Origin of the sequence: Enterococcus sp. AZ120 (assembly GCF_050546165.1) — a bacterium.
In the GTDB taxonomy this organism is placed as follows: domain Bacteria; phylum Bacillota; class Bacilli; order Lactobacillales; family Enterococcaceae; genus Enterococcus; species Enterococcus faecalis.
This window is the reverse complement of sequence record NZ_CP172950.1, coordinates 1,809,883-1,832,001: the sequence shown is the minus strand read 5'-3', so window position 1 is coordinate 1,832,001 and position 22,119 is coordinate 1,809,883. Positions and strand designations below refer to the sequence as shown.

General features: G+C 36.5%; 13 protein-coding genes. 11 read left to right on the top strand and 2 right to left on the bottom strand.

The features are described from left to right. The first annotated feature begins 14 nt into the window (after positions 1-14). From IGJ46_RS08835 to trpS, 8 genes are all read left to right on the top strand, one after another. Complete coding sequence (locus IGJ46_RS08835) at positions 15-1,157, top strand: glycoside hydrolase family 88 protein (protein ID WP_002356837.1); 1,143 nt, start codon at positions 15-17, stop codon at positions 1,155-1,157. Positions 1,158-1,206: 49 nt separating this feature from the next. After that, on the top strand, positions 1,207-2,484 hold the full coding sequence (locus IGJ46_RS08830; protein WP_002359868.1) for an ABC transporter substrate-binding protein: 1,278 nt from the start codon (positions 1,207-1,209) through the stop codon (positions 2,482-2,484). 150 nt (positions 2,485-2,634) lie between these two features. After that, the gene (locus IGJ46_RS08825; protein ID WP_002356840.1) at positions 2,635-3,537 is read left to right on the top strand and encodes a carbohydrate ABC transporter permease; all 903 of its coding nucleotides are present in this window, start codon (positions 2,635-2,637) and stop codon (positions 3,535-3,537) included. Continuing rightward, positions 3,510-4,427 (top strand): carbohydrate ABC transporter permease, encoded by a 918-nt coding sequence (locus tag IGJ46_RS08820; RefSeq protein WP_002383582.1) that lies wholly within the window; start codon positions 3,510-3,512, stop codon positions 4,425-4,427. The genes IGJ46_RS08825 and IGJ46_RS08820 overlap by 28 nt, the downstream gene beginning before the upstream one ends. Positions 4,428-4,439: 12 nt before the next feature. Then, positions 4,440-5,111, top strand: coding sequence for a hypothetical protein (locus IGJ46_RS08815; protein ID WP_002389246.1), 672 nt, complete (start codon positions 4,440-4,442; stop codon positions 5,109-5,111). Positions 5,112-5,211: 100 nt separating this feature from the next. After that, positions 5,212-6,180 (top strand): hypothetical protein, encoded by a 969-nt coding sequence (locus tag IGJ46_RS08810; RefSeq protein WP_430613760.1) that lies wholly within the window; start codon positions 5,212-5,214, stop codon positions 6,178-6,180. A gap of 10 nt (positions 6,181-6,190) precedes the next feature. Further along, positions 6,191-9,970, top strand: a complete 3,780-nt coding sequence (locus IGJ46_RS08805) for an Ig-like domain-containing protein (protein ID WP_218391196.1) — start codon at positions 6,191-6,193, stop codon at positions 9,968-9,970. Between the two features lie 161 nt (positions 9,971-10,131). Continuing rightward, positions 10,132-11,136 (top strand): tryptophan--tRNA ligase, encoded by a 1,005-nt coding sequence (trpS, locus tag IGJ46_RS08800; RefSeq protein ID WP_002379621.1) that lies wholly within the window; start codon positions 10,132-10,134, stop codon positions 11,134-11,136. Between the two features lie 53 nt (positions 11,137-11,189). Here trpS and IGJ46_RS08795 read toward each other — a convergent pair whose 3' ends face one another. Then, the gene (locus IGJ46_RS08795) at positions 11,190-12,968 is read right to left on the bottom strand and encodes an ABC transporter ATP-binding protein (protein ID WP_002389946.1); all 1,779 of its coding nucleotides are present in this window, start codon (positions 12,966-12,968) and stop codon (positions 11,190-11,192) included. Positions 12,969-13,020: 52 nt separating this feature from the next. Next, on the bottom strand, positions 13,021-14,748 hold the full coding sequence (locus tag IGJ46_RS08790; protein ID WP_218391188.1) for an ABC transporter ATP-binding protein: 1,728 nt from the start codon (positions 14,746-14,748) through the stop codon (positions 13,021-13,023). 66 nt (positions 14,749-14,814) lie between these two features. Here IGJ46_RS08790 and IGJ46_RS08785 point away from each other — a divergent pair, with 66 nt between their 5' ends. The 3 genes from IGJ46_RS08785 to IGJ46_RS08775 all read left to right on the top strand — a co-directional run bounded on the left by IGJ46_RS08785 (position 14,815) and on the right by IGJ46_RS08775 (position 22,116). Next, on the top strand, positions 14,815-15,630 hold the full coding sequence (locus tag IGJ46_RS08785) for a MerR family transcriptional regulator (protein WP_002402574.1): 816 nt from the start codon (positions 14,815-14,817) through the stop codon (positions 15,628-15,630). A gap of 473 nt (positions 15,631-16,103) precedes the next feature. Then, positions 16,104-20,621 carry an isopeptide-forming domain-containing fimbrial protein gene (locus tag IGJ46_RS08780; RefSeq protein ID WP_218391187.1) on the top strand — a complete coding sequence of 1,506 codons (4,518 nt, stop codon included), beginning with the start codon at positions 16,104-16,106 and terminating at the stop codon, positions 20,619-20,621. Between the two features lie 538 nt (positions 20,622-21,159). Continuing rightward, positions 21,160-22,116 (top strand): ABC transporter permease, encoded by a 957-nt coding sequence (locus IGJ46_RS08775; protein WP_002356852.1) that lies wholly within the window; start codon positions 21,160-21,162, stop codon positions 22,114-22,116. Positions 22,117-22,119: the final 3 nt, after the last annotated feature.

Below are 22,119 nucleotides of genomic sequence, written 5' to 3'. Positions count from 1 at the left end.
GGGAGAAATACACAATGACAGAAAATGGACAGATTGAGTGGTTGCCGAAGCAAATCAGTTTTGCTTTAAACAAAGTTCGAGGAAATTTAGAGACATTTAAAGAATTAGTTCCACCCGCGGCAAGTTTAAATCAAATTTATTATCCTGAAGAAAATATTGACTGGACGGCCAGCTTTTGGCCAGGAATGTTATTTTTAGCAAAGGAATTAACAAATTCAACAGAGTTCGATGAAGTGATTACCACACAGATGGCTTCTTTTCAACATCGCTTGGATGAACAAATTGAGCTGGAAACACATGATATAGGCTTTTTGTATATTTTAACAGCCATTGCAGATTATCAAGTCAATGGTCATGAGGCCTCAAAAGAAATGGCCTTGCAAGCTGCGGACTTATTAATGAAACGTTATTCACCAAAAGCCAAGATTATTCAAGCTTGGGGGAATTTAGACGATCCAGAGCAACGAGGTAGAATGATTATTGATTGTTTAATGAACTTACCATTATTATACTTTGCAGCAAAAATGACTGGCAAGCAAGAGTATTATGAAGCTGCCTACAATCATGCGAAACAAACACAAAAATATATTGTGCGAGAAAATCACACTACGTTCCATACGTATTATTTTGATACGGAAACAGGCGAAGCCTTGTACGGAAAGACACAGCAAGGATACTCAGATGATTCTTGTTGGGCTCGCGGCCAAGCCTGGGGAATTTACGGCTTTACGTTAAGTTATTTATATACAGGAGATAGTAGTTTTCTGGAAACAGCCAAAAATGTTGCTGATTACTTTATTCAAGAATTACCAGAGGACAAAATCTGTTACTGGGATTTAATTTTCAATGAAGGGAGTGAAGAAGAACGTGATAGCTCATCTGCTGCAATTGCTGCATGTGGCTTACTAGAATTATCTCGTCAGCTTCCATTAAATGATGAAAAACATGGCTATTATGAAAAGGTTGCGCTAGAACTATTACAAGCATTAGCGGAAAAGTATACAACGGTTTTACGACCAGAGTCGAACGGCCTATTGCTTCATGGTGTCTATGATAAAAAAACAAATACAGGAGTCGATGAATGCATGATTTGGGGCGACTACTTTTATTTGGAAGCGTTAACTCGTTTAGCGAAAAGCTGGTATTCTTTTTGGTAATTCATGGAGGAAAACTCCTAAAAAATAATAAATAGCGGAGGTAGTACAAATGAAATTTTGGAAAAAAGGCTTAACAGCGGCAGCGTTGTTAGCGGTGGCGGCAGTAACTTTAACAGCATGTGGTGGTTCAAGTGAAAAGAAAGCAACTGAAAAGAGTGAAGATGGCAAAACAAAATTAACAGTAACTACTTGGAATTATGACACGACCCCAGAATTTGAGAAATTATTCAGAGCTTTTGAAGCGGAAAATCCTGATATCACTATTGAACCGGTGGACATTGCTTCAGATGATTATGACACAAAAGTAACAACGATGCTTTCATCAGGAGATACGACGGATATTTTAACCATGAAAAACTTACTTTCATATTCTAATTACGCGCTACGCAATCAATTGGTGGATTTAACCGATCACGTTAAAGATTTAGATATCGAACCTGCCAAAGCAAGTTACGAGATGTATGAAATCGATGGTAAAACCTATGCTCAGCCTTACCGTACAGATTTCTGGGTATTGTATTACAATAAAAAAATGTTTGATGAAGCCGGAATTGCCTATCCCGATAACTTAACTTGGGATGAATATGAAGCGTTAGCGAAAAAATTATCTAAACCAGAAGAACAAGTATATGGTGCCTATCAACATACTTGGCGCTCAACGGTTCAAGCAATTGCCGCTGCTCAAAACAATGCCAATTTAATTGAACCGAAATACAATTATATGGAAACTTACTATGATCGCGCATTGAGAATGCAAAAAGATCAATCACAAATGGATTTTGGAACAGCAAAATCAACAAAAGTAACGTATCAATCACAATTTGAAAATTCAAAAGCGGCGATGATGTACATGGGTAGCTGGTACATGGGGACTTTATTAACCAACATTGATGATGGCAAAACAAATGTCGAATGGGGAATTGCTGAAATACCACAACAAGAAAAAGGCAAAGCAACTACCTTTGGCTCACCGACAAGTTTTGCAATTAATAAAAACAGTAAAAAACAAAAAGCTGCTCAAAAATTCTTAGACTTTGCTTCAGGTAAAGAAGGTGCAAAACTTTTAGCAGAAGTAGGAGTGGTTCCTTCTTATAAAACAGATGAAATTGACAAAATCTACTTTGCAAGAAAAGGAATGCCTTCAGATGAAGTCTCACAAAAAGCCTTTAACCCAGATACAATTAATTTAGAATTCCCATCTGATAAAAACGGTGCCGCAATTGATAAAGTATTACAAGAAGAACATGATTTAATTATGGTCGGCGACGAAAAACCAAAAGATGGTATTGCTAACATGGAAAAACGTGTCAAAGCAGAGATAGACTAACTATTATTTCCTGCAAAAACACAAAAGATTGATGAAAAAAATAAGCTGAAATGAGTAACCTACAATGAATTTCAGCTTATTTTTTTAAATAAAGAATGTAGCTTGAGTTTGGAAGGAGGGCCTGTTAAGTTCACTTAACAGAATACAATTATGGAAATTACTTCAAAAACAAAAACAGCAAATAAATTGAGACGAAAAAATACGTGGACTGCGTTATCTTTTATCGCACCAAACTTTATTGGCTTTTTCCTCTTCACTTTAATCCCGGTTATCTGTTCACTGATTTTAGCTTTTATGAGTTGGGATTCTTTTTCAACTCCTGAATTTGTCGGAATGAAAAATTTCACCAAAATGATTCATGATGATACGTTTTGGATTTCGTTAAAACAAACGTTTATCTATACGATTGGTGTTGTTCCGTTAACATTGATTTGCTCATTAGGACTAGCAATTTTGTTGAATCGTAAAATTAGAGGGATGAAATTTTTTAGAACGGCTTTTTTCTTTCCTTATGTAACGTCATTAGTTGCGATTGCGGTCGTTTGGAATATGCTATTTCATCCAACGATGGGACCAATTAATCAATTTTTGAAATTATTTATTGAAAATCCTCCTGGCTGGACATCTAGTTCTACTTGGGCTTTACCAGCAATTATCATCGTTAGTGTGTGGCGCTTTATGGGGTATTATATGATTTTGTATTTAGCTGGTTTACAAAGTGTGCCAAGAGAATTATATGAAGCAGCGTCAATGGATGGCGCGGGTAAATGGAATCAATTTTTAAATGTTACCTTACCTTCATTACGACCAACGACCTTTTTCGTGACTATCATGCTTGTAATTAACTGTTTCAAAGTGTTTGACTTAGTTCAAGTTATGACTGGTGGTGGACCAGGACGTGCAACGAATGTGTTAGTTTATGAAATTTACAATGAAGCCTTTGTCAAATTTAATTTTGGTTATGCATCAGCCATTGCGATGGTCTTATTCATCATCGTCCTAGCGATTACTGTGGCCCAATTTAAATGGAATCAACATCAAGAGAAAGTTTAGGAGGAGAAAAGATGGAAGCAACTTTTTCAAAAAAAGAAAATACTCGAAAAGCAAAAACGAAAAAAGCAGAAAAAGTCACACCTGGTGGGATCCTTGTAATCATTCTCTTAACTTTACTTGCGTTAATTACTTTGGTGCCTTTCATTTGGATGGTTTCAGCATCATTTAAAACAAACAATGAAGTTTTCACCATTCCAATTCAATGGATTCCTAAAAGTTGGCATCCAGAAAACTATTCCGTTATTTGGGAACGCATTCCATTGTTAACTTTCTTTAAAAATACGTTATTTTTAAGTATTGTGATTACGATTATTCAACTATTTACTTCAAGCTTTGCAGCATATGGCTTTTCAAAAATGAATTTTAGAGGAAGAGATACACTTTTTATTACGTACATCGCAACAATTGCTATTCCTTGGCAATCGTATATGATTCCACAATTTATTATGATGCGTCAATTAGGTTTGACTGACACGTTATGGTCACTTGTTTTATTACAAGCATTTAATGCATTTGGGGTTTTTTTACTGAAACAATATTACAGCAGTATTCCAGATTCACTATGTGAAAGCGCGCGGATTGATGGGTTAAGTGAGTGGGGAATTTATTGGAAAATTATTTTACCATTAACTAAACCAGCTTTAGCTAGTCTCACGATTATTACTTTTGTGAATACATGGAATGACTATATGGGACCTTTCATTTATTTATCTTCTACTGAGAATAAAACAATTCAGTTAGGTTTGAAAATGTTCGTCGGTTTATTTGATGCTGAATATGCCTTAATCATGGCCGCATCAGTGGTTTCTATTTTACCAGTAGGGATTGTCTTTTTAGCAATGCAAAAATACTTTGTTGAAGGTATTGCTACATCTGGAATGAAGAATTAGGAGGAAGTTTGAATGTTTACTAAGCAAACCTTTGATAATAATATCTATATGAAAATTTTTCGCTGGCTTTACATTTTATTTATCGGTAATCTAGGGCTTCTCTTAGTGAACATTCCTTTTTTCATAGCGGTGATTAGCTTAGACATTGATCCACGAAACCTCCCACTTTTTGTAGTAACGTTGCTGCCGATGGGGGCAGGGATGATTGCACTTTTAGGTTTAATCGATACTTTTAAAGAAGAAAAGGAGCTGGATCCATTTAAAACTTTTTTTCAAAAGTTTCGTCAGTTTGGGTTAAGAGGCTTTCTTATCAGCTTGCTAGGCTTAGGAAGTAGCATCATCAGTGTGACAGATATATTCTTTTTTGCCAAAACAACGATTGGTAAATGGTTTATTCCGTTGATGGTCCTTCTGCTAATTTTTGGGTTAGCTATTATGCTGAATGCTTGGTATTTTCAAGTACGAAACCCGCAAGCTTCTTTTAAAGATGTGTTTCGGATTTCTGTTTACTATGGACTGCGGAAATGGTATGTCAGCTGTCTAAATGTTTTTTTACTATTCTCAATGTTTGCAATGATGTTTTTGAAGCCACAGTTTGGGTTTGTTGTAACCCCTGTCCTGTTCCTAGGGATTATTTATTTAAATACTGGGAAATTGCATGAAAAGCAAAAAAAGAATAAATAATTTTTACATAATAAGTAATCTCGATTTTCAGGAAAATGAATGAAGGTGGGATTGCTTATTTTGTTCTTGCCTTGTTTATTAAAGTGGAGGGAGCGAACGAATGAAGAAAAAAATAATTATTTTAAGTAGCTTTTTGATAGGTGCTATTTTTGTGCTCGTTATTTTTACTACCAGCCAGCAAAGTATAATTAATAACGAAGCAATCCAAGTCGAAGAATTAATTGTTTATGGCGATAAAAATATGAATCGTGTAGCGAAGCAATTCTCTGATCAGAATAATTTAACTTCGTTTGGGAAAAATTTCTGGCGCAAAACGTATAACGGAAAATCACCCACTCAGGAACTACTGAAGGTTGCAACGGAGGATTTAGTACAACATAAAATGATTAAACAGCTGGCAACGGAGTTAGAAATAGCCCACTCACAAACATTTGGGCAAGAAAAAAAAGAATGGCAAGACCAAAAGAGCAGTTTAACGCTCTGGCAATTTTTAGATGCAAAAGATCAACAATTACAGGACCAAATAAAAGAGAAATTAATGGAGAAAGAAAAGCCAACGCAAAAAGAATTGCGGCAGGCCTTTGAGCAATTGGATGATAAATATAAAAAGACCGATTACTTTGTTGAAGCAATTGAAATTCCAACTTTTTCAGGTAAGCAAGCAGAATTAGAAAAAATAGCCGAAGCAATCTCTCCGAACCTATCTTATGAGGAGACGTTATTGGAGTGGCAAAATAAATTACCTAATCTTGTTATTGAATCGTATCAATTGAAGAGTGCAGAAATCCAAAAAGAGGATATTTATTCGTTGTCTGTTGGGGAGATTCTTAGTGAAAAAGCTGTTGGTACCATGGTGAAAGGATACCACGAAAACCAATACTTTTATATTTTTAATAAGGAAGGAGGGCAACTTTTACAGTTTGAAGAAGCACCACAATTTGGCAAAAATGCCTATATCAACACACGCTACAAAGAGAAATTAGCTACGTATCAACAAGCAACCAAAGTAGACTTGTTGGAGAAAGACAGAGAAAAGTTTTTTCAAAATTATCAAAATAAAAACAGTTAAGGAGCAGAAAATGAGAAAAAAAGCGTATTTTAAAAGTGTAACCATTTTCCTTTCTATTTTGCTTGTTTTTTCCCAGCTTCAATTATTTAGTCTTCCTGCTTATGGGGAAACAGTGAGTGATCAACCGTTACTTTTTCGTTCAGTAGGTATCGCTCAAAATGGAACGACCTACTATGTGGATGGGGAAGGAGGAAATAATGCCAATGATGGGCAGTCTCCAGCCAGTGCTTGGCGTGATTTTGAAAAAGTGAATCAGACGGAGTTTCAGCCAGGCGACCATCTTTTGCTGAATGCGCAAAGTACCTGGAATAACCAATTGTTGCATCCAAAAGGGAATGGGACAGCGGCACAAAAGATTGTCATTGATTTTTATGATACGAATGACAAAGGAGAAACCATTTTTGAAACAACACGGCGTCCGATTATTAACGGTGGTGGCACCTACAGCACAGGGACTTTCAAACGTGCAATCTCAGGGGCCGTGCAGTTAGTGAACCAAGAATATTGGGATATTTCAAATTTAGAAGTGACAAATACACCAGAGCTAGATAATCTCGAAGGCTATAAGAAACCAGGAGATGCTCAAAGAGCGGGGATATTAGTCCTAGGATATGAACAAAATCGAACGTTCAATAGTGTCACGATACGGAATAACTATGTTCATGACGTTCAAACAGAATATTATTTGAATCTAAGTGGGAATACTGCAACCAAACGATTAAAAGCGGTAGGTGGAATTATTGTTTTAGGAAGTTGGTTTGATGAGAATGGCAATGTAGTAACAGCAGCCAATGATCATCGAACAACGACTGGATTTAATAATATTTTGATTGAAAATAATGTGATTCAACGAGTGGGACTTGAAGGAATTCGAACAAAAGCTGATTCAGATACCTCAAGAGGCAACACTTTCTACAAAACGTTTTCTAATATTACGATTCGTAATAACTATTTAGAAGATATTGCTGGCGACGGGATTGTCTTGTCAGAAGCCAAAAGTGGCGGTGTCGTCGAAGGAAATGTTGCTGTCCGAATGTGCAATGCCGATTATGGTACACAAAATTACGCGGGCGTTTGGGCAATGTCTGTAGATGACGGACTGTTCCAATATAACGAAGTATACGGAATCAAATATGGATTTAACGATGCCGAAGCTTATGATGTGGACATGCAGTCAAACAATGTTATTTATCAATATAACTATTCACATCATAATACTGGCGGCTTTTTATTGCTTATGTCTGATCAAAAAAATTCGGTTATTCGTTACAATATCTCAGCTAATGACGGCGGTGGTAACCGAGGAACAGGTAAAGACAATCCAGGAGGAGCTGGTGGCTACAATTATAAAGAACAAAGCATTTTCCATTATTGGGTGAAAAATGATGGAGCGGCAATGCCAACTATCCACAATAATACGATTTATGTTGGCGACGGTATTTCAACGTCATTATTTGGTGAAGGAAATAGTTCTGACAACAGTGGTACAGTAGCCAATTTTTACAATAATATTTTATACAAAGAAGGTACCGGACAATTAAAATTCTTATCTAATTATCCAACAAATGGGACACAACCAATTGAACGTAAAATGGTCGATAATCCAGAAAAATATTTCAAAAATAATGTTATTTGGCCAAAAGAAATTGCTACAGAAAAAAGTGGTGCAACTGTTGAAAAATTAGTATCAAGTGGAAACATTTTTGAAAAACCACAATTAGAAATCACAGATAACCCTGAAAAAGTGAAAGAGTTGGCAGAGCAAGAATTTACGACATTGAAACCAACAAAAGATAATGTGGTTGAATTTACTTCCAAAGAACGCTTACGTCAGCGAGCACAAATGTTCCAATTAAAAGAAACCTCTCCAGCGATTGGTAAAGGCTTGTCGGAAGTGAACAGTGCGGCCGAAGACTTCTTTGGAAATAGCTTGAAAAATAAAGTTTTAGATATTGGTGCGCAACAAGCATCCACAATTGAAAAAAGTATTCGTTATCAAAATCAAGTGTTAGAAATTAGTTCGGCAACAGGTGTGTATCCTAATTTGCCAGAGCAAGTTGAATTAACGTACGAAGAAGTCGTTAATGAAGAAGTGGTTGCGACAGGCAAAAAAGAATTTAAGTTACAATGGGAAGCAATCCCTCAAGAAAAAATTAATACAGCAGGCACAGTTGAAGTTGCAGCAACAGTTATCGGCTTACCGATAGATGCTGTCAAAGTAACAGCCAAGGTCTCTTTTGAGGGTGAACTTGGTGAAGGAAAAGACACCGTTAAACTAAAAACAGCTCAAACTGCCTATGTTCAAAAGAGTGATGGTAACCGAGCATACTCTGCTATAGCAGGCGGTACCGCTGCCATTAGTTCAGGAGACGCTTATAAATATCCTTATGGAGTAAACTATACGGGCAATTACGCATTAAAATTAAAAAATGCTAGTTCTGCGGGGTATAATCGCCGGATTTACGTTGAAATTGATACACAAGAATTGAAGAACTATCAATCACTAAAAAGTGCCAATTTAGAACTAAATGTGATGCGTTATGATGCGTGGAATGGTGCTGGAAATACAAATGATGAACGTTTGAAAAATACGCAGTTCCAAGTAGATGTTTATGGAACAGATACTAATTGGATGAGTAACACCATTACTTGGAACAATGGTCCAAATAATTTAAATGTACCAAATGAAGAATTTATTGCTCGACAATCTTTTACAAATAGCTCAATTATGAATAATCAAAATACAATCTCTATCGATATTAGTAACTATCTACGGAAGCTAATTCAAAGTGGTGAGAAAATTCCAGCCAAGTTAAGTTTCTTATTAGCGATTACAGACAGTCGTTTGCCTGGTTATGATTCTGATAATGCTGGGTTTGATGCTTTTTCAAAAGAAGGCGCACAAAAGGCCTATCAAGACTTTTTAGCAGGCAAATTGACCTTGCCAACTGGTCAACAACTAGCAGAGGATAGTTTAGCTCCTAAAATTGTTTTATCGAATGTTTTCGAAGTCAAACATGAGTCGATTGAGGTCACGACAGAAGCGGGTCAAGCCCCTAATCTACCAGAAAAAACAACTATTTTTTATTCGGATGGTTCACAACGAGAAGTGACTGTCAATTGGTCAGAAGTTCCAGCATCTTCTTATCAAAAAGAAGGAACATTCACTGTTGTAGGACGAGCAGCAGGTGTTTCACTGCCAATTATTGCCAATGTAAAAGTCACCGCTAAACATATTGTTGGATTCAAGGAATTGCCTACGCTGGATCGACTAACAGGCACCTCGCGAGGCGAACTGAATTTGCCAACTGAAGTAATTGCAAAATTAGATGATGGTAGCGAAACGAAATTGAAGGTTATTTCTTGGGATGACGATGTTAGTAATTATTCGCCAAGTAGCCCGCCAGGTACTTACCAGTTCCCTGCTGCAGTAGAAGAAAAAATAGGAATTGCGAATCCCGATGAACGAAAAATCTTCCAAGTCGTGCAAACTCATGCGATTCCTGAAAGAATTCAATTTGCTACAGAAACAGCCACTATAAAATCAGGCGAAAATTATCAAATTCAATCTAAAGTGATTGGTCAAGCGCCGCACACAGAAACGGATGCTTGGAGCTCGCAAGTAACGTATGAGTTGGTTACACCAGATGCTGGCAATACAGTAAGTGTAGATGAAAACGGTCTGATTAGGACAGAAGCAACGACTGCTGCAGGAAATTATCAAATCAAAGTAACAAGCAAAGTTTTACCGGTAGTGACTGTACAATTTTCAATTAAAGTCACAAAATAAATAAACTGTTTGAAGAGGCTGGAACAAGAATTGCTGTACCTTGCAATCTTTCTAGTCTCTTCGATTATCTAGAATCAATAAATATTCTATTGCCTACTATTCATTCTTTTTAAAACAAGGTAAAATAATAAATGAAAGTAAACGATAAAGGTGTGTAGACAATGAATACTATCTTAACAGGTGATCGTCCAACTGGTAAATTGCACCTAGGACATTACGTAGGTTCCTTAAAAAAACGAGTAGAAATGCAAGCAGACCCTACAAATCAATTATTTGTCATGATTGCAGATTTACAAGCATTGACAGATAATGCAAGAAATCCCGAAAAAGTTTCAGCCAATGTTTTAGAAGTTGCTTTGGACTATTTAGCAGTTGGTTTAGACCCTACGAAAACAACAATTTTTATCCAATCGCAAATTCCACAGTTAGCTGAATTAACAATGTACTATCTAAATTTAGTGACCACGTCACGTGTTCGTCGGAATCCAACGGTCAAAGCAGAAATTGAGCAAAAAAAATTTGGGGAAGGTGTTCCGACAGGATTCTTTATATATCCCGTTTCACAAGCAGCTGATATTACTGCCTTTCAAGCGAATTTAGTCCCGGTTGGGGAAGACCAAAAACCAATGTTGGAACAAGCGCAAGAAATTGTGCATAGTTTTAATCAGACGTACGGTGAAGTTTTAGTTAGACCGGAAGCTGTGTTACCACCAAAAGGCATGGGACGCTTGCCAGGAATTGATGGCAACGGAAAAATGAGTAAGTCTTTAGGCAATGGTATTTATCTTTCAGATCCAGCTGAAGTGGTGCAGAAAAAAGTAATGAGTATGTATACCGATCCAAATCATATTCGTATAGAGGACCCAGGACAAGTTGAAGGAAATATGGTCTTTACTTACTTGGATGTTTTTGGGAAAAATAAAGAATATATTGAAGAATTAAAAGAGCACTATCGTCATGGCGGTTTAGGAGATGTGAAAATTAAACGTTACTTAATTGATGTCCTAGAAGAAGAACTCGCACCGATTCGTCGACGTCGTGAAGAGCTGGCTAAAAATCCAGAAGCGATTATGGAAATGTTGCATAAAGGAAGTCTTGCTGCTGAAAAAGTGGCAGCACAAACCTTAACAGAAGTCAAAAAAGCAATGGGAATTCAATATTTCTAAGCAATAAAAGAACTGGAACGAGTCAAAAGAAGAATGACTTGTTCCAGTTCTTTTTAAGTGGTTTGAAATTGACTATTATATAAGCTGGCGTAAAGAGTCGGAGCTTGTAATAGTTCCTGATGCGTTCCTTTTTCAATAATATCGCCATTTTTCATCACTAAAATTAAATCAGCATTTTCAATTGTGGATAATCGATGAGCGATAACGAAGCTTGTTCGATTTTCTGTGACAGTTTCCATCGCTTTTTGAATATGGGCTTCTGTTCGTGTGTCCACACTCGAAGTTGCTTCATCGAGAATAACAACGGGCGGATTTGCTAAAATGATTCGGGCGATGGTTAATAACTGTTGTTGCCCTTGTGATAATGCACCATTTTCGCTAGAAATAATTGTGTCATATCCTTGAGGAAGGGTCCGAATAAAATGATCACATTGAGCAATTTTAGCTGCTTCAATTATTTCTTCACGAGAAGCATCTTTTTTTCCATAGGCAATATTATCTGCTACGGTTCCTTCAAATAGCCAAGTGTTTTGTAAAACCATGCCAAATAAATTTCTTAGATTTTGTCGAGAAAGTTTCGTAATATCAATCCCATCAAAAGTAATGGCGCCTTGATTTATTTCATAGAAACGCATTAATAAGTTGACTAATGTTGTTTTACCAGCGCCGGTGGGTCCCACAATGGCCACTGTTTTTTTCGGTTGAACAGAAAAATCAACATTCTTCATTAAAATTTTTTCTGGTGTGTAGCCAAATTGAACATTTTTAAATTCAATGGCTCCTTTAGGAGAAGAAATAGTTTCTAAATGAGTTGCTTCTGGCTGTTCATCAGCTTCATCTAAGATAACAAAAATCCGATCAATGGAAGCCATCGCTGCTTGAATTGAGTTAATGACATAAGAAGCGGTAGAAATCGGCTCAGAAATTTGGTTGATATATTGCAAATACGCTTGCAAGAAACCAATCGTAATACCACCAGATAAAACGAGCATTGCGCCTAAGATAGCACTAATAATAAAAGCCAACTGATTAATAAAACGAATAGCTGGATAAATCGCAAAATTTAGAAACTGTGCTTTTTTAAAGGCACGATAATGTTGTTGATTAACAGCATCAATTGTTTTTTCAGCATTTTGCTGTTGATTAAAGGTTTTTGTGACCAAATTTCCTGCTAAATATTCTTCCATCTTATTATTTAATTGACCTAATTCAGCTTGACTTTGATCAGCAAACACCTTGTTTTTATTCGCAATTTTTGTCGTCATGAAAGTACTGCCGCCAATTAGCAGCAACACTAAAATGGTTAATTTTGCATCAATATAGAACAACATGATTCCTGCAAAAAGGATAGTCACGACGGAAGTGAAAAATTGGTTGATGCCTGTTAAAAGAACTTGTGACAATTGGTTTAAGCCAGTTGTTGAACGACTAATGATATCGCCCACTTGGTGATTGTCAAAGAAGGCCATTGGTAAAGTTTTAAACTTTTTTGTCACTTCTTTTCTAATTCTTAAAGTAACCCGTTCGCTTAAAGAAGCCATTGCTCGTTCCTGAATAAAAGAAGTGATACTACTAATGATTGAAAAGAGAATTAAAAGTAAGACGGGACCTAAGAGCGCTTCTTCAACTAAAGAAAGTGTCATGCCTTTGAGCCCGACACGCTTGATAGCTTCTAAGAGGTTATCAATCCCGATTGCCATAATATAGGTCATGGCAACAATTAATAAGTTTCCAATTAAACTGCAGATCATTAGACCATAAAAGATTGGATGCTCAGGTTTAATCATTTTCCAGAAACGTTTAAAGCTTTGAAGATTCATTGTTTTTTTCATTGTATGGCTTGAAAAGAAAACTTTCTTTCAAGCAGTCACATCCTTTCTTTAATTACTTGGGTAAGATACCTTGCGATTTAGCAAAGTCTTGGTAATAGCTATTAGTGGTAAGTAAATCAGCGTGGGTGCCTTGACCAACAATCCTTCCTTCATCTAGGACGATAATATTGTCAGCGTTCATGATTGTACTTAACCGTTGAGCAACAATGAGTAAAGTTTTGTCCGCCATTTGTGCATGTAAAGCGGCACGTAGAGCGGCATCAGTTTTGTAATCTAATGCGGAAAAGCTATCATCGAAAATATAAACGTCTGCCGGTTTGATTAAGGCTCGTGCAATACACATTCTTTGTTTTTGACCACCAGAATAGTTGGACCCGCCTTGTGCTACGAAACTTTCAATCCCTTGTGGTAAGGAATCGATAAATTCAGAAGATTGTGAAATTTCTAGTGCCGTTCTTATTTCTTCTGTAGTTGCTTCGGCATTTCCCATTAATAAGTTTGATAAGATTGTCCCACTGAAAAGAAAGGCTTTTTGTGGCACATAACTGATGACTTGGCGAATCGTTTGCTGAGATAATGAGCGGATATCTGTGCCAGAATAGCTAATCGTGCCGGCTGTGACATCATTTATTCGTAAAAGTAACTTAACTAAAGTACTTTTACCAGCGCCAGTTGCACCAACAATCGCCGTTGTTTTTCCTTTAGGAATGACAAAACTAACACTTTCTAAAACAGGATCAGCTGTTTCTGTGTATTGAAACGTGACGTGATCGAAGCAAATCAAGGCTTTCTCAGGATGATAAGCAATGGTTGCTTCAGTGTGAGGATCGCTAATTTCAATTTCTTCTGACAAAACTTCTTGCAAGCGATTCAAGGAAGCAACGGACCGTGGAATGACAACTAATACCATAGCCGCGATCATTAAGTAGGCCAAAGTTAGAAGCGTATATTCAATCACAGCTGTAACGGTGCCAATTTGTAGGGTGCCTACCGCCACTAAATTACCGCCAAACCACAAAATAGAGGCATACACAACGCCCATTAATAAAAAGGCAACGGGAGTAATCCAAGCAAAGATTCGATTCACTTTGCTCATGCGTTCAGCATAATTTTTAAATGTTTGATTGGTTCGCTGCTCTTCAAAATCTTGATTATTGAACGCACGAATCATATTAATTCCAGTAAAGAACTCTCGTAAAGTCGTAGTAATTCGATCCATTTTTGGTTGAATTTTTAAAGATAAAGGGGTACCTTTTTTCATTAAAAAATAAACAACGACTAAGTAAAATACGATGGAAGCCAATGTTACCCAAGCGAGTGAAACTGAATAAGAAAATGTCATCACTAAGGCAAATAAACTAATAATAGGCGCTGGAAAGATTAATTGGCAAAATAGCACAATCATTGTTTGAACATTATCTACATCGTTGGTCATTCTAGTTAGCAAAGAATTTGAACCAAATTTATCAACATTTTTCATCGAGAATTGTTGAAATTTTTTAAAGAACAATCCTCTAACTTGAAAACCAAATTTAGCAGCTACTAAAGCAGACAAATAGCTAGAAATAATTGCGGCAATTGTTCCAATGAATGCCACAAGAAACATTTGTATGCCAATCGTTTTAATTACTTGTTGGTCACCGCTAACGATGCCCACATCAATCAACTTGCCAACTAATTTAGGGACGCCAAGGGTTCCTGCGATTTGCAAACAGATGGTTAAAGTTGTCGCAAGAACAATCCATTTATTTTCTTTAATAAACTCTTTCATTAATTTCATGAAATTTCCTCCTTAAACAATACCGTTTTAGCTGTTACAAAGAGTCATTGTACACGTTCAAGTAACTTGAATGTCAACAGTAGAAATGCTAAACTTTTTGATGGAGGGAACAGTATGGAAAAAAATTACACAATAAAAGATGTTTCTGAGTTGTTAAATATCCCTAAGTCCACGATTCGTTATTGGGACGAGCAAGGGTTGATTAGTACAACACGCAATGAAGAAAACGGATATCGAACCTTTGATTTAGAAGATTTGTTCAAAATATATGATATTGATTTTTATCGAAAAATGGGGATTCCTATCAAAGATATGTTGAATTTATATAAAAAGACACCTACCGATCTCTATGCCACCATGGAAGCAACAGAAGAACAACTGGGGCAAGAAATAAAAAGGCTTCAACATAAATACAAAGAAATCAAGAAAAGAAAATTACATTTACATGCGTTAATTGATTTAGAAACATTGGTTTTTTCAGATGAACCAATTCCTTTTGATAAAATTGTTGTTGTTGATATTGAGGATCCAGAAGAGATGAAAGTTTACATGGAACACATTTCAACTTTAGGTATTTACGGGGATTTAAGTGAATCCAATGAACTGACGTATGGGATTTGTTTGGCAAATCATGTGAATAAAAAAAGTTTAGATAAAGTGATTTGGGTCAAAGAATCAAGTAGCCAATACAAAGGCTTTATTTTAAAAGTCAATACACAAGATACCCGTTTGAATAATATCGAAGAAGTAAAAAAGCGTTTAGCAAAACAAGGATTTGAAACAGGCATCGTTGTCGGAGAGCATATCTTGACACAACTAGAAGAGGAAAACCAATATATTGAATATTATTATGGTTGGATTGAAATTTTAGGGGAAAAGTAAAACAATTAAAAAAAGGAACTAGCAATAGCAAATGTAGCTAAGCTAGTTTCTTTTTTTGGTAAATGTAATGAAAATTACATGAAAAAAGTTTTAGTTTTTAAAACAATTTAGAACGAATGTTATTAAAGGGAAAACAATAAAAAAATTACTCTTAAAGCTAGAACTTACCTATGTTTGTATTTTTTTAGGGAAAGTCAATATATTTGCTTCATATAAAACGTGTTATTTAATTCACGATTTTTTGTTGAAATATCGGGTTTTTTTCTTTTTTTAGCTAATATAATGTGTTACTTTTTGATTATAAGGAGAAACGGAAAATCGTACGTTAAAAAAAGTTGTTGTAGCTAAATAAAGAAAGAATTGAAGGTTGAAAAGTATTTTATGGAGGTGGATGTTGAGAAACAATTAGTAATTGTAAAAGTTGTTTGAAGATGATTTGTTTAAGTAAATGAAAAGAACGAAGGAGAATGTAAATGAATAAAGCAGTTAAAAATTTTGTGAGTTACCTTATGATTACCATGCTGTTTATTTTAAATTTGTTACCAATGATGAACGCGTTTGCTCAAGAAGTAACAAGTGATGCTGAGAATACTGTTGAAAAAGACGGGCTCAAAGTAATAGGGAAAATAGAAGATACATCGTCTCAAGAAGATATTAAAACGGTCACTTACGAAGTAACAAATACGCGAGATGTACCAATCAAAGATCTCATTTTAAAACAAAAAAATACCAATGATAGTCCAATCAAATTTGTTTTAGATACTTTAAGCGAAGAGCGAGGACCTACGTCTTTAGAAGAACAAGCAAAGGTTGAAACAAATGAGAAAGATCAAACAACCGATATTAAACTGCTTAACCTTCAACCAAATTCGACAAGAAAGATTACCATAAATGGGCAAATAACTACAAAAGCGTCGAGCAAGTTATTGGTCAGCGTACTAATAGAAGATAATGAAAAAGGAACACTAGTAATTGATTTACCTAGTAAAGGTATGCTAGCAGATAAAGAGTCGGTTTCGAAGGAAAAACAGGAAACTTCAGAAACAAAAGTAGAAAATCAGGCAAACGAAACAGCCTCTTCTACAAATGAAATGACCGCAACTACTAGTAACGAAACAAAGCCTGAAGCAGGAAAGGCGACAGAAAGTATTCAAGAGACTGCACTAACGCAGGCTACCGAAAGTCCTGAGCAACCTCCATTAAAGGCGCAACCTACTGGTCCGTTAGTGCCACCAACACCTGGTCGGGGGTTTAATACACCGATTTATCAAAGCGTTCATAGAGGAGAACTTTTTTCAACGGGAAATACCAACTTAAAAATTGCGAATGAAAATACGGCGGCTGCGCAAACATTTTTAAACACACGAGGAGCAAGTAGTGGTTATGCAATTAACAATTTTCCTTTAGAATTTGCAGATGTTGACAATGATCCAAATACGTATAACTCTAGTCGGGCTTATATTGATTTAAATGGTGCAAAAGAGATTGCTTGGGCGGGCTTATTTTGGAGTGCATCTAGATATAAAGGCCCTGCTTACGGAACAAATCTTTCTGATGAAGAAATTAGTGCACCAGTTCAATTTACAACACCAAATGGAACCGTACAGCGTGTTTCGCCCCAAAGGTACCATCGTATCGATCAAGATGCAACAAACCCAGGACAACGTTTCGGGTACAATAACACTGGATTTTCTAATTATGCAGATGTAACTTCAATTTTACAAGGGGATAAAAGTGCGACAGGGAGTTATACGTTGGCAGATATTCCTATGACAAGTAGTTTAAATGGTCAATATCAATATTATAACTTTAGTGGTTGGAGTTTGTTTGTTGTTACAAAGGATCAGGCAAGTAAGTCAAGAGCTTTTAGTATTTACTATGGAGCACGTGGTAATGCTGCTGGAACCAATAATGAATTTACTATGAGCAACTTTTTAACAGCAAAACAAGGAAATCTTGATCCAATTGTGACCTGGTTTACTGTTCAAGGAGATAAATACTGGACTGGAGACAACGCACAAATTAAAAATAGCGCAGGAACTTGGGTAAATATTTCGAACACGCTCAATCCAGTTAATAATGCTATGAACGCAACTGTGACAGATAACGATGAACATATGGTAGATAAGTATCCAGGAAAATTTGCGCCGGATCATCCTAATTTTTTAGATATTGATATCGATCGTATGGCAATTCCCGAAGGTGTTTTAAATGCTGGACAAAACCAAATTAATTTTAGAACAACAAGTAGTGGTGACGATTATTCTACGAATGCGATTGGTTTTGCTGTAAACGCAGAAACGCCTGAATTTGAAATTAAGAAAGAAATTGTGGAACCAAAAGAAACTTACAAAGTTGGTGAAACAATCACGTATCGTGTCTCACTAAAAAATACAAAAGCTGATTCAGAAGCGATAAATTCAGTCTCGAAGGATGCACTAGATGGTCGCTTAAATTATTTGCCAGGCTCTTTAAAAATTATTAGTGGACCAAATTCTGGTGAAAAAACGGATGCTTCAGGCGATGATCAAGCTGAATATGATGAAACCAATAAACAAATTATAGTCCGTGTCGGCAATGGTGCAACTGCTACACAAGGAGGTAGCTACAAAGCTGATACAGCTGAAACAATTTACGAATTTAAAGCGCGGATAAATGAACGAGCAAAAGCAAATGAATTAGTGCCTAATAGCGCAACCGTTGAGGCAGTAGATATTTTAACATCTGCAAAAGTCAACGAAACTTCTAATATAGTAGAAGCGAAAATTGCAGACGAACAAGTAACTGGCAAACTAACCGCAACAAAAACCGTTAATAACGCTAAACCAAAACTAGGCGAAACTATCGAGTACACAATTAGCTTCCGCAACACTGTCGAAAATGGCGTCTTAAACAAAGTGGTTATCACAGACCAACTACCAAAAGGACTGACATATGTCAAAGATAGCCTAACAAGTGTTGGTGATGAACCAAAACCAACCAGCTTGAAAGAAACCAACGGCATAATCACGGCGGAATACCCAAGTATCACTGATACAAAAGAGCGGATTATTCGTTTCAAAGTGATCGTTAACGAAGAAGCCAAAGCGGGCGAAACAATTCTCAACAAAGCCAAAGTAGATGACACAGTTAATCCACCAGAAGAACCAGAGGTGCCTGTGGTACCAGAAACGAACGCAGGCAAACTAGCCGCAACAAAAACCGTTAATAACGCTAAACCAAAACTAGGGGAAGCAATCGAGTACACAATTAGCTTCCGCAACACTGTCGAAAATGGCGTCTTAAACAAAGTGGTTATCACAGACCAACTACCAAAAGGACTGACATATGTCAAAGATAGCCTAACAAGTGTTGGTGATGAACCAAAACCAACCAGCTTGAAAGAAACCAACGGCATAATCACGGCGGAATACCCAAGTATCACTGATACAAAAGAGCGGATTATTCGTTTCAAAGTGATCGTTAACGAAGAAGCCAAAGCGGGCGAAACAATTCTCAACAAAGCCAAAGTAGATGACACAGTTAATCCACCAGAAGAACCAGAGGTGCCTGTGGTACCAGAAACGAACGCAGGCAAACTAGCCGCAACAAAAACCGTTAATAACGCCAAACCAAAACTAGGGGAAGAAATCGAATACACCATCAGCTTCCGCAACACTATCGAAAACGGCATCCTAAACAAAGTAGTTATCACAGACCAACTGCCAAAAGGACTGACATATGTCAAAGATAGCCTAACAAGTGTTGGTGATGAACCAAAGCCAACTAATTTGAAAGAAACCAACGGCACAATCATAGCGGAATACCCAAGTATCACCGATACGAAAGAGCGGATTATTCGTTTCAAAGTGATCGTTAACGAAGAAGCCAAAGCAGGCGAAACAATTCTTAACAAAGCCAAAGTAGATGACACAGTTAATCCACCAGAAGAACCAGAGGTGCCGGTGGTACCAGAAACGAACGCAGGCAAACTAACCGCAACAAAAACTGTTAATAACGCTAAACCAAAACTAGGGGAAGCGATCGAATACACAATCAGTTTCCGCAATACCATCGAAAATGGCGTCTTAAACAAAGTAGTTATCACAGACCAACTACCCAAAGGACTGACGTATGTCAAAGATAGCCTAACAAGTGTCGGTGATGAACCAAAACCAACCAGCTTGACAGAAGCCAATGGCACAATCACAGCGGAATACCCAAGTATCACCGATACAAAAGAGCGGAGTATTCGTTTCAAAGTGATTGTTAACGAAGAAGCCAAAGCGGGCGAAACAATTCTCAACAGAGCCAAAGTAGATGACACAGTTAATCCGCCCGAAGAACCAGAGGTACCCATTACACCCGAAGAACCAATCACACCTCAAGTAAAAGAAGGCAAATTAACCGCAACAAAAACTGTTAATAACGCTAAACCAAAACTAGGGGAAGCGATCGAATACACAATCAGTTTCCGCAATACCATCGAAAATGGCGTCTTAAACAAAGTAGTTATCACAGACCAACTACCCAAAGGACTGACGTATGTCAAAGATAGCCTAACAAGTGTCGGTGATGAACCAAAACCAACCAGCTTGACAGAAGCCAATGGCACAATCACAGCGGAATACCCAAGTATCACCGATACGAAAGAGCGGAGTATTCGCTTCAAAGTGATCGTTAACGAAGAAGCGAAAGCGGGCGAAACAATTCTCAACAAAGCCAAAGTAGGTGATGGCATCAATCCACCAGAAGAACCAGAAGTGCCCATTACGCCTGAAGAACCAGCGAAAAATAAAAAGGAAACAAAAAAAGTTGTTACAGACCAGAACAAACCTACAAAAAATAGTAAAAATGAAATTGCCATAAACAAGAAAGAAACGTCTAAATCATCCTATTTACCAAAAACAGGAGAAAAAGTCCAAAAAATATTTGCGTATCTGGGTGTAGGACTGATCTTAATTGTATTAATTCTCTATGTTATAAAGAGAAACAAAGAAAAAGAGGAGTAAACAAAATCGATTGTTTTAGAACGACTAATTAGCTGAAAATTTAAGAGTTGACGACATAAGTCAAAATGACCTATGTCGTCAACTCTTTTTGATTTATAACAAGAAATCCAACATATTGTGTGTGCATAAAGGCAAATAGAACAATAGTAGTGAAATAGCTAATAATAATAAAGAACCAGCTTGCATTAAAACTGCAAAAAAATAAACTACAATTAAACGAATTGCTCTAGTGTTTTTTACGGATAAAATTCAAAAATAGTCCTCCTCAAAAATAATTAGAGGATATCCTTTGTGAAACTATCAAGTTCTCAGATTTTATAAAACAAATACACGCTAGCAAAATCGCTTTATGAGTGAGGTTTAGCCAATTGTTTTTAAGGTTCTTAAACAGTTGTAAAAAAAATATCAGATAAACGTTTTCACAAAGAACAGTCATTTCGGTAAATTTTTACCTTAAAATGACACAAAATCTATAATTTGTTTCTCAAATCCTATAATTTGTTCCTTAAAAAGATATTATGAAAACGCTATTATATTTATGAAAGGAGCGAAACGAATGAAGAAGAAAAACGGGTTTTTTCAAAATGTATGGCGTTATAAGGCCTTAATCCTTATGGCGTTACCAGGATTTATCTGGTTTATATTTTTCTTCTATATACCAGTCTTAGCCAATGTGGTCGCATTTAAAGATTTTCATATTTCACCAGATGGTTTCTTAGCTAGTCTAAGAGAAAGTCCTTGGGTTGGTTTTGAAAACTTTAAATTTTTATTTGCGTCAAAAGATGCTTGGTTAATTACTAGAAACACCATTTTGTACAATGTCGTCTTTTTAGCCTTTAACTTATTCTTCGCGATTGCTTTTGCTATTATTATGAGTGAATTAAGAAATCGTCGCTTAGTTAAAGTTTATCACACGATGTCATTGCTACCATATTTCTTATCTTGGATGGTTATTAACTATTTTGTTTATGCCTTTTTAAGTCCAGACAAAGGGATTTTGAATCAATGGATTACTGGTAATGGCGGCACAATGATTAACTGGTATGCAGATCCACGTTGGTGGCCAGTAATTTTTGTCTTCCTAAATGTTTGGAAGAGTCTAGGCTACAACAGTATTATCTACTATGCTTCTGTGATGGGGATTGATCCGACATACTATGAAGCAGCGATGGTAGATGGTGCCAACAAATGGCAACAAATAAAAAATGTTACGATTCCACAAATTTTACCAATGATGTCTGTTTTATTAATTTTAAACATCGGCGGTATCTTCAGAGCAGACTTTGGTTTGTTCTACATCGTACCAAGAAATTCAGGTGCGCTTTACAACGTGACAAGTGTGTTAGATACCTATATTTACAATGGCTTAACGGCTACTGGTGATGTAGGCATGACGGCAGCTGCAGCGTTATATCAATCTGTCGTTGGGGCATGTTTGTTATTAATTGCGAATTTAGTTGTTCGTCGAATTGAACCAGATTCAGCACTATTTTAGGAG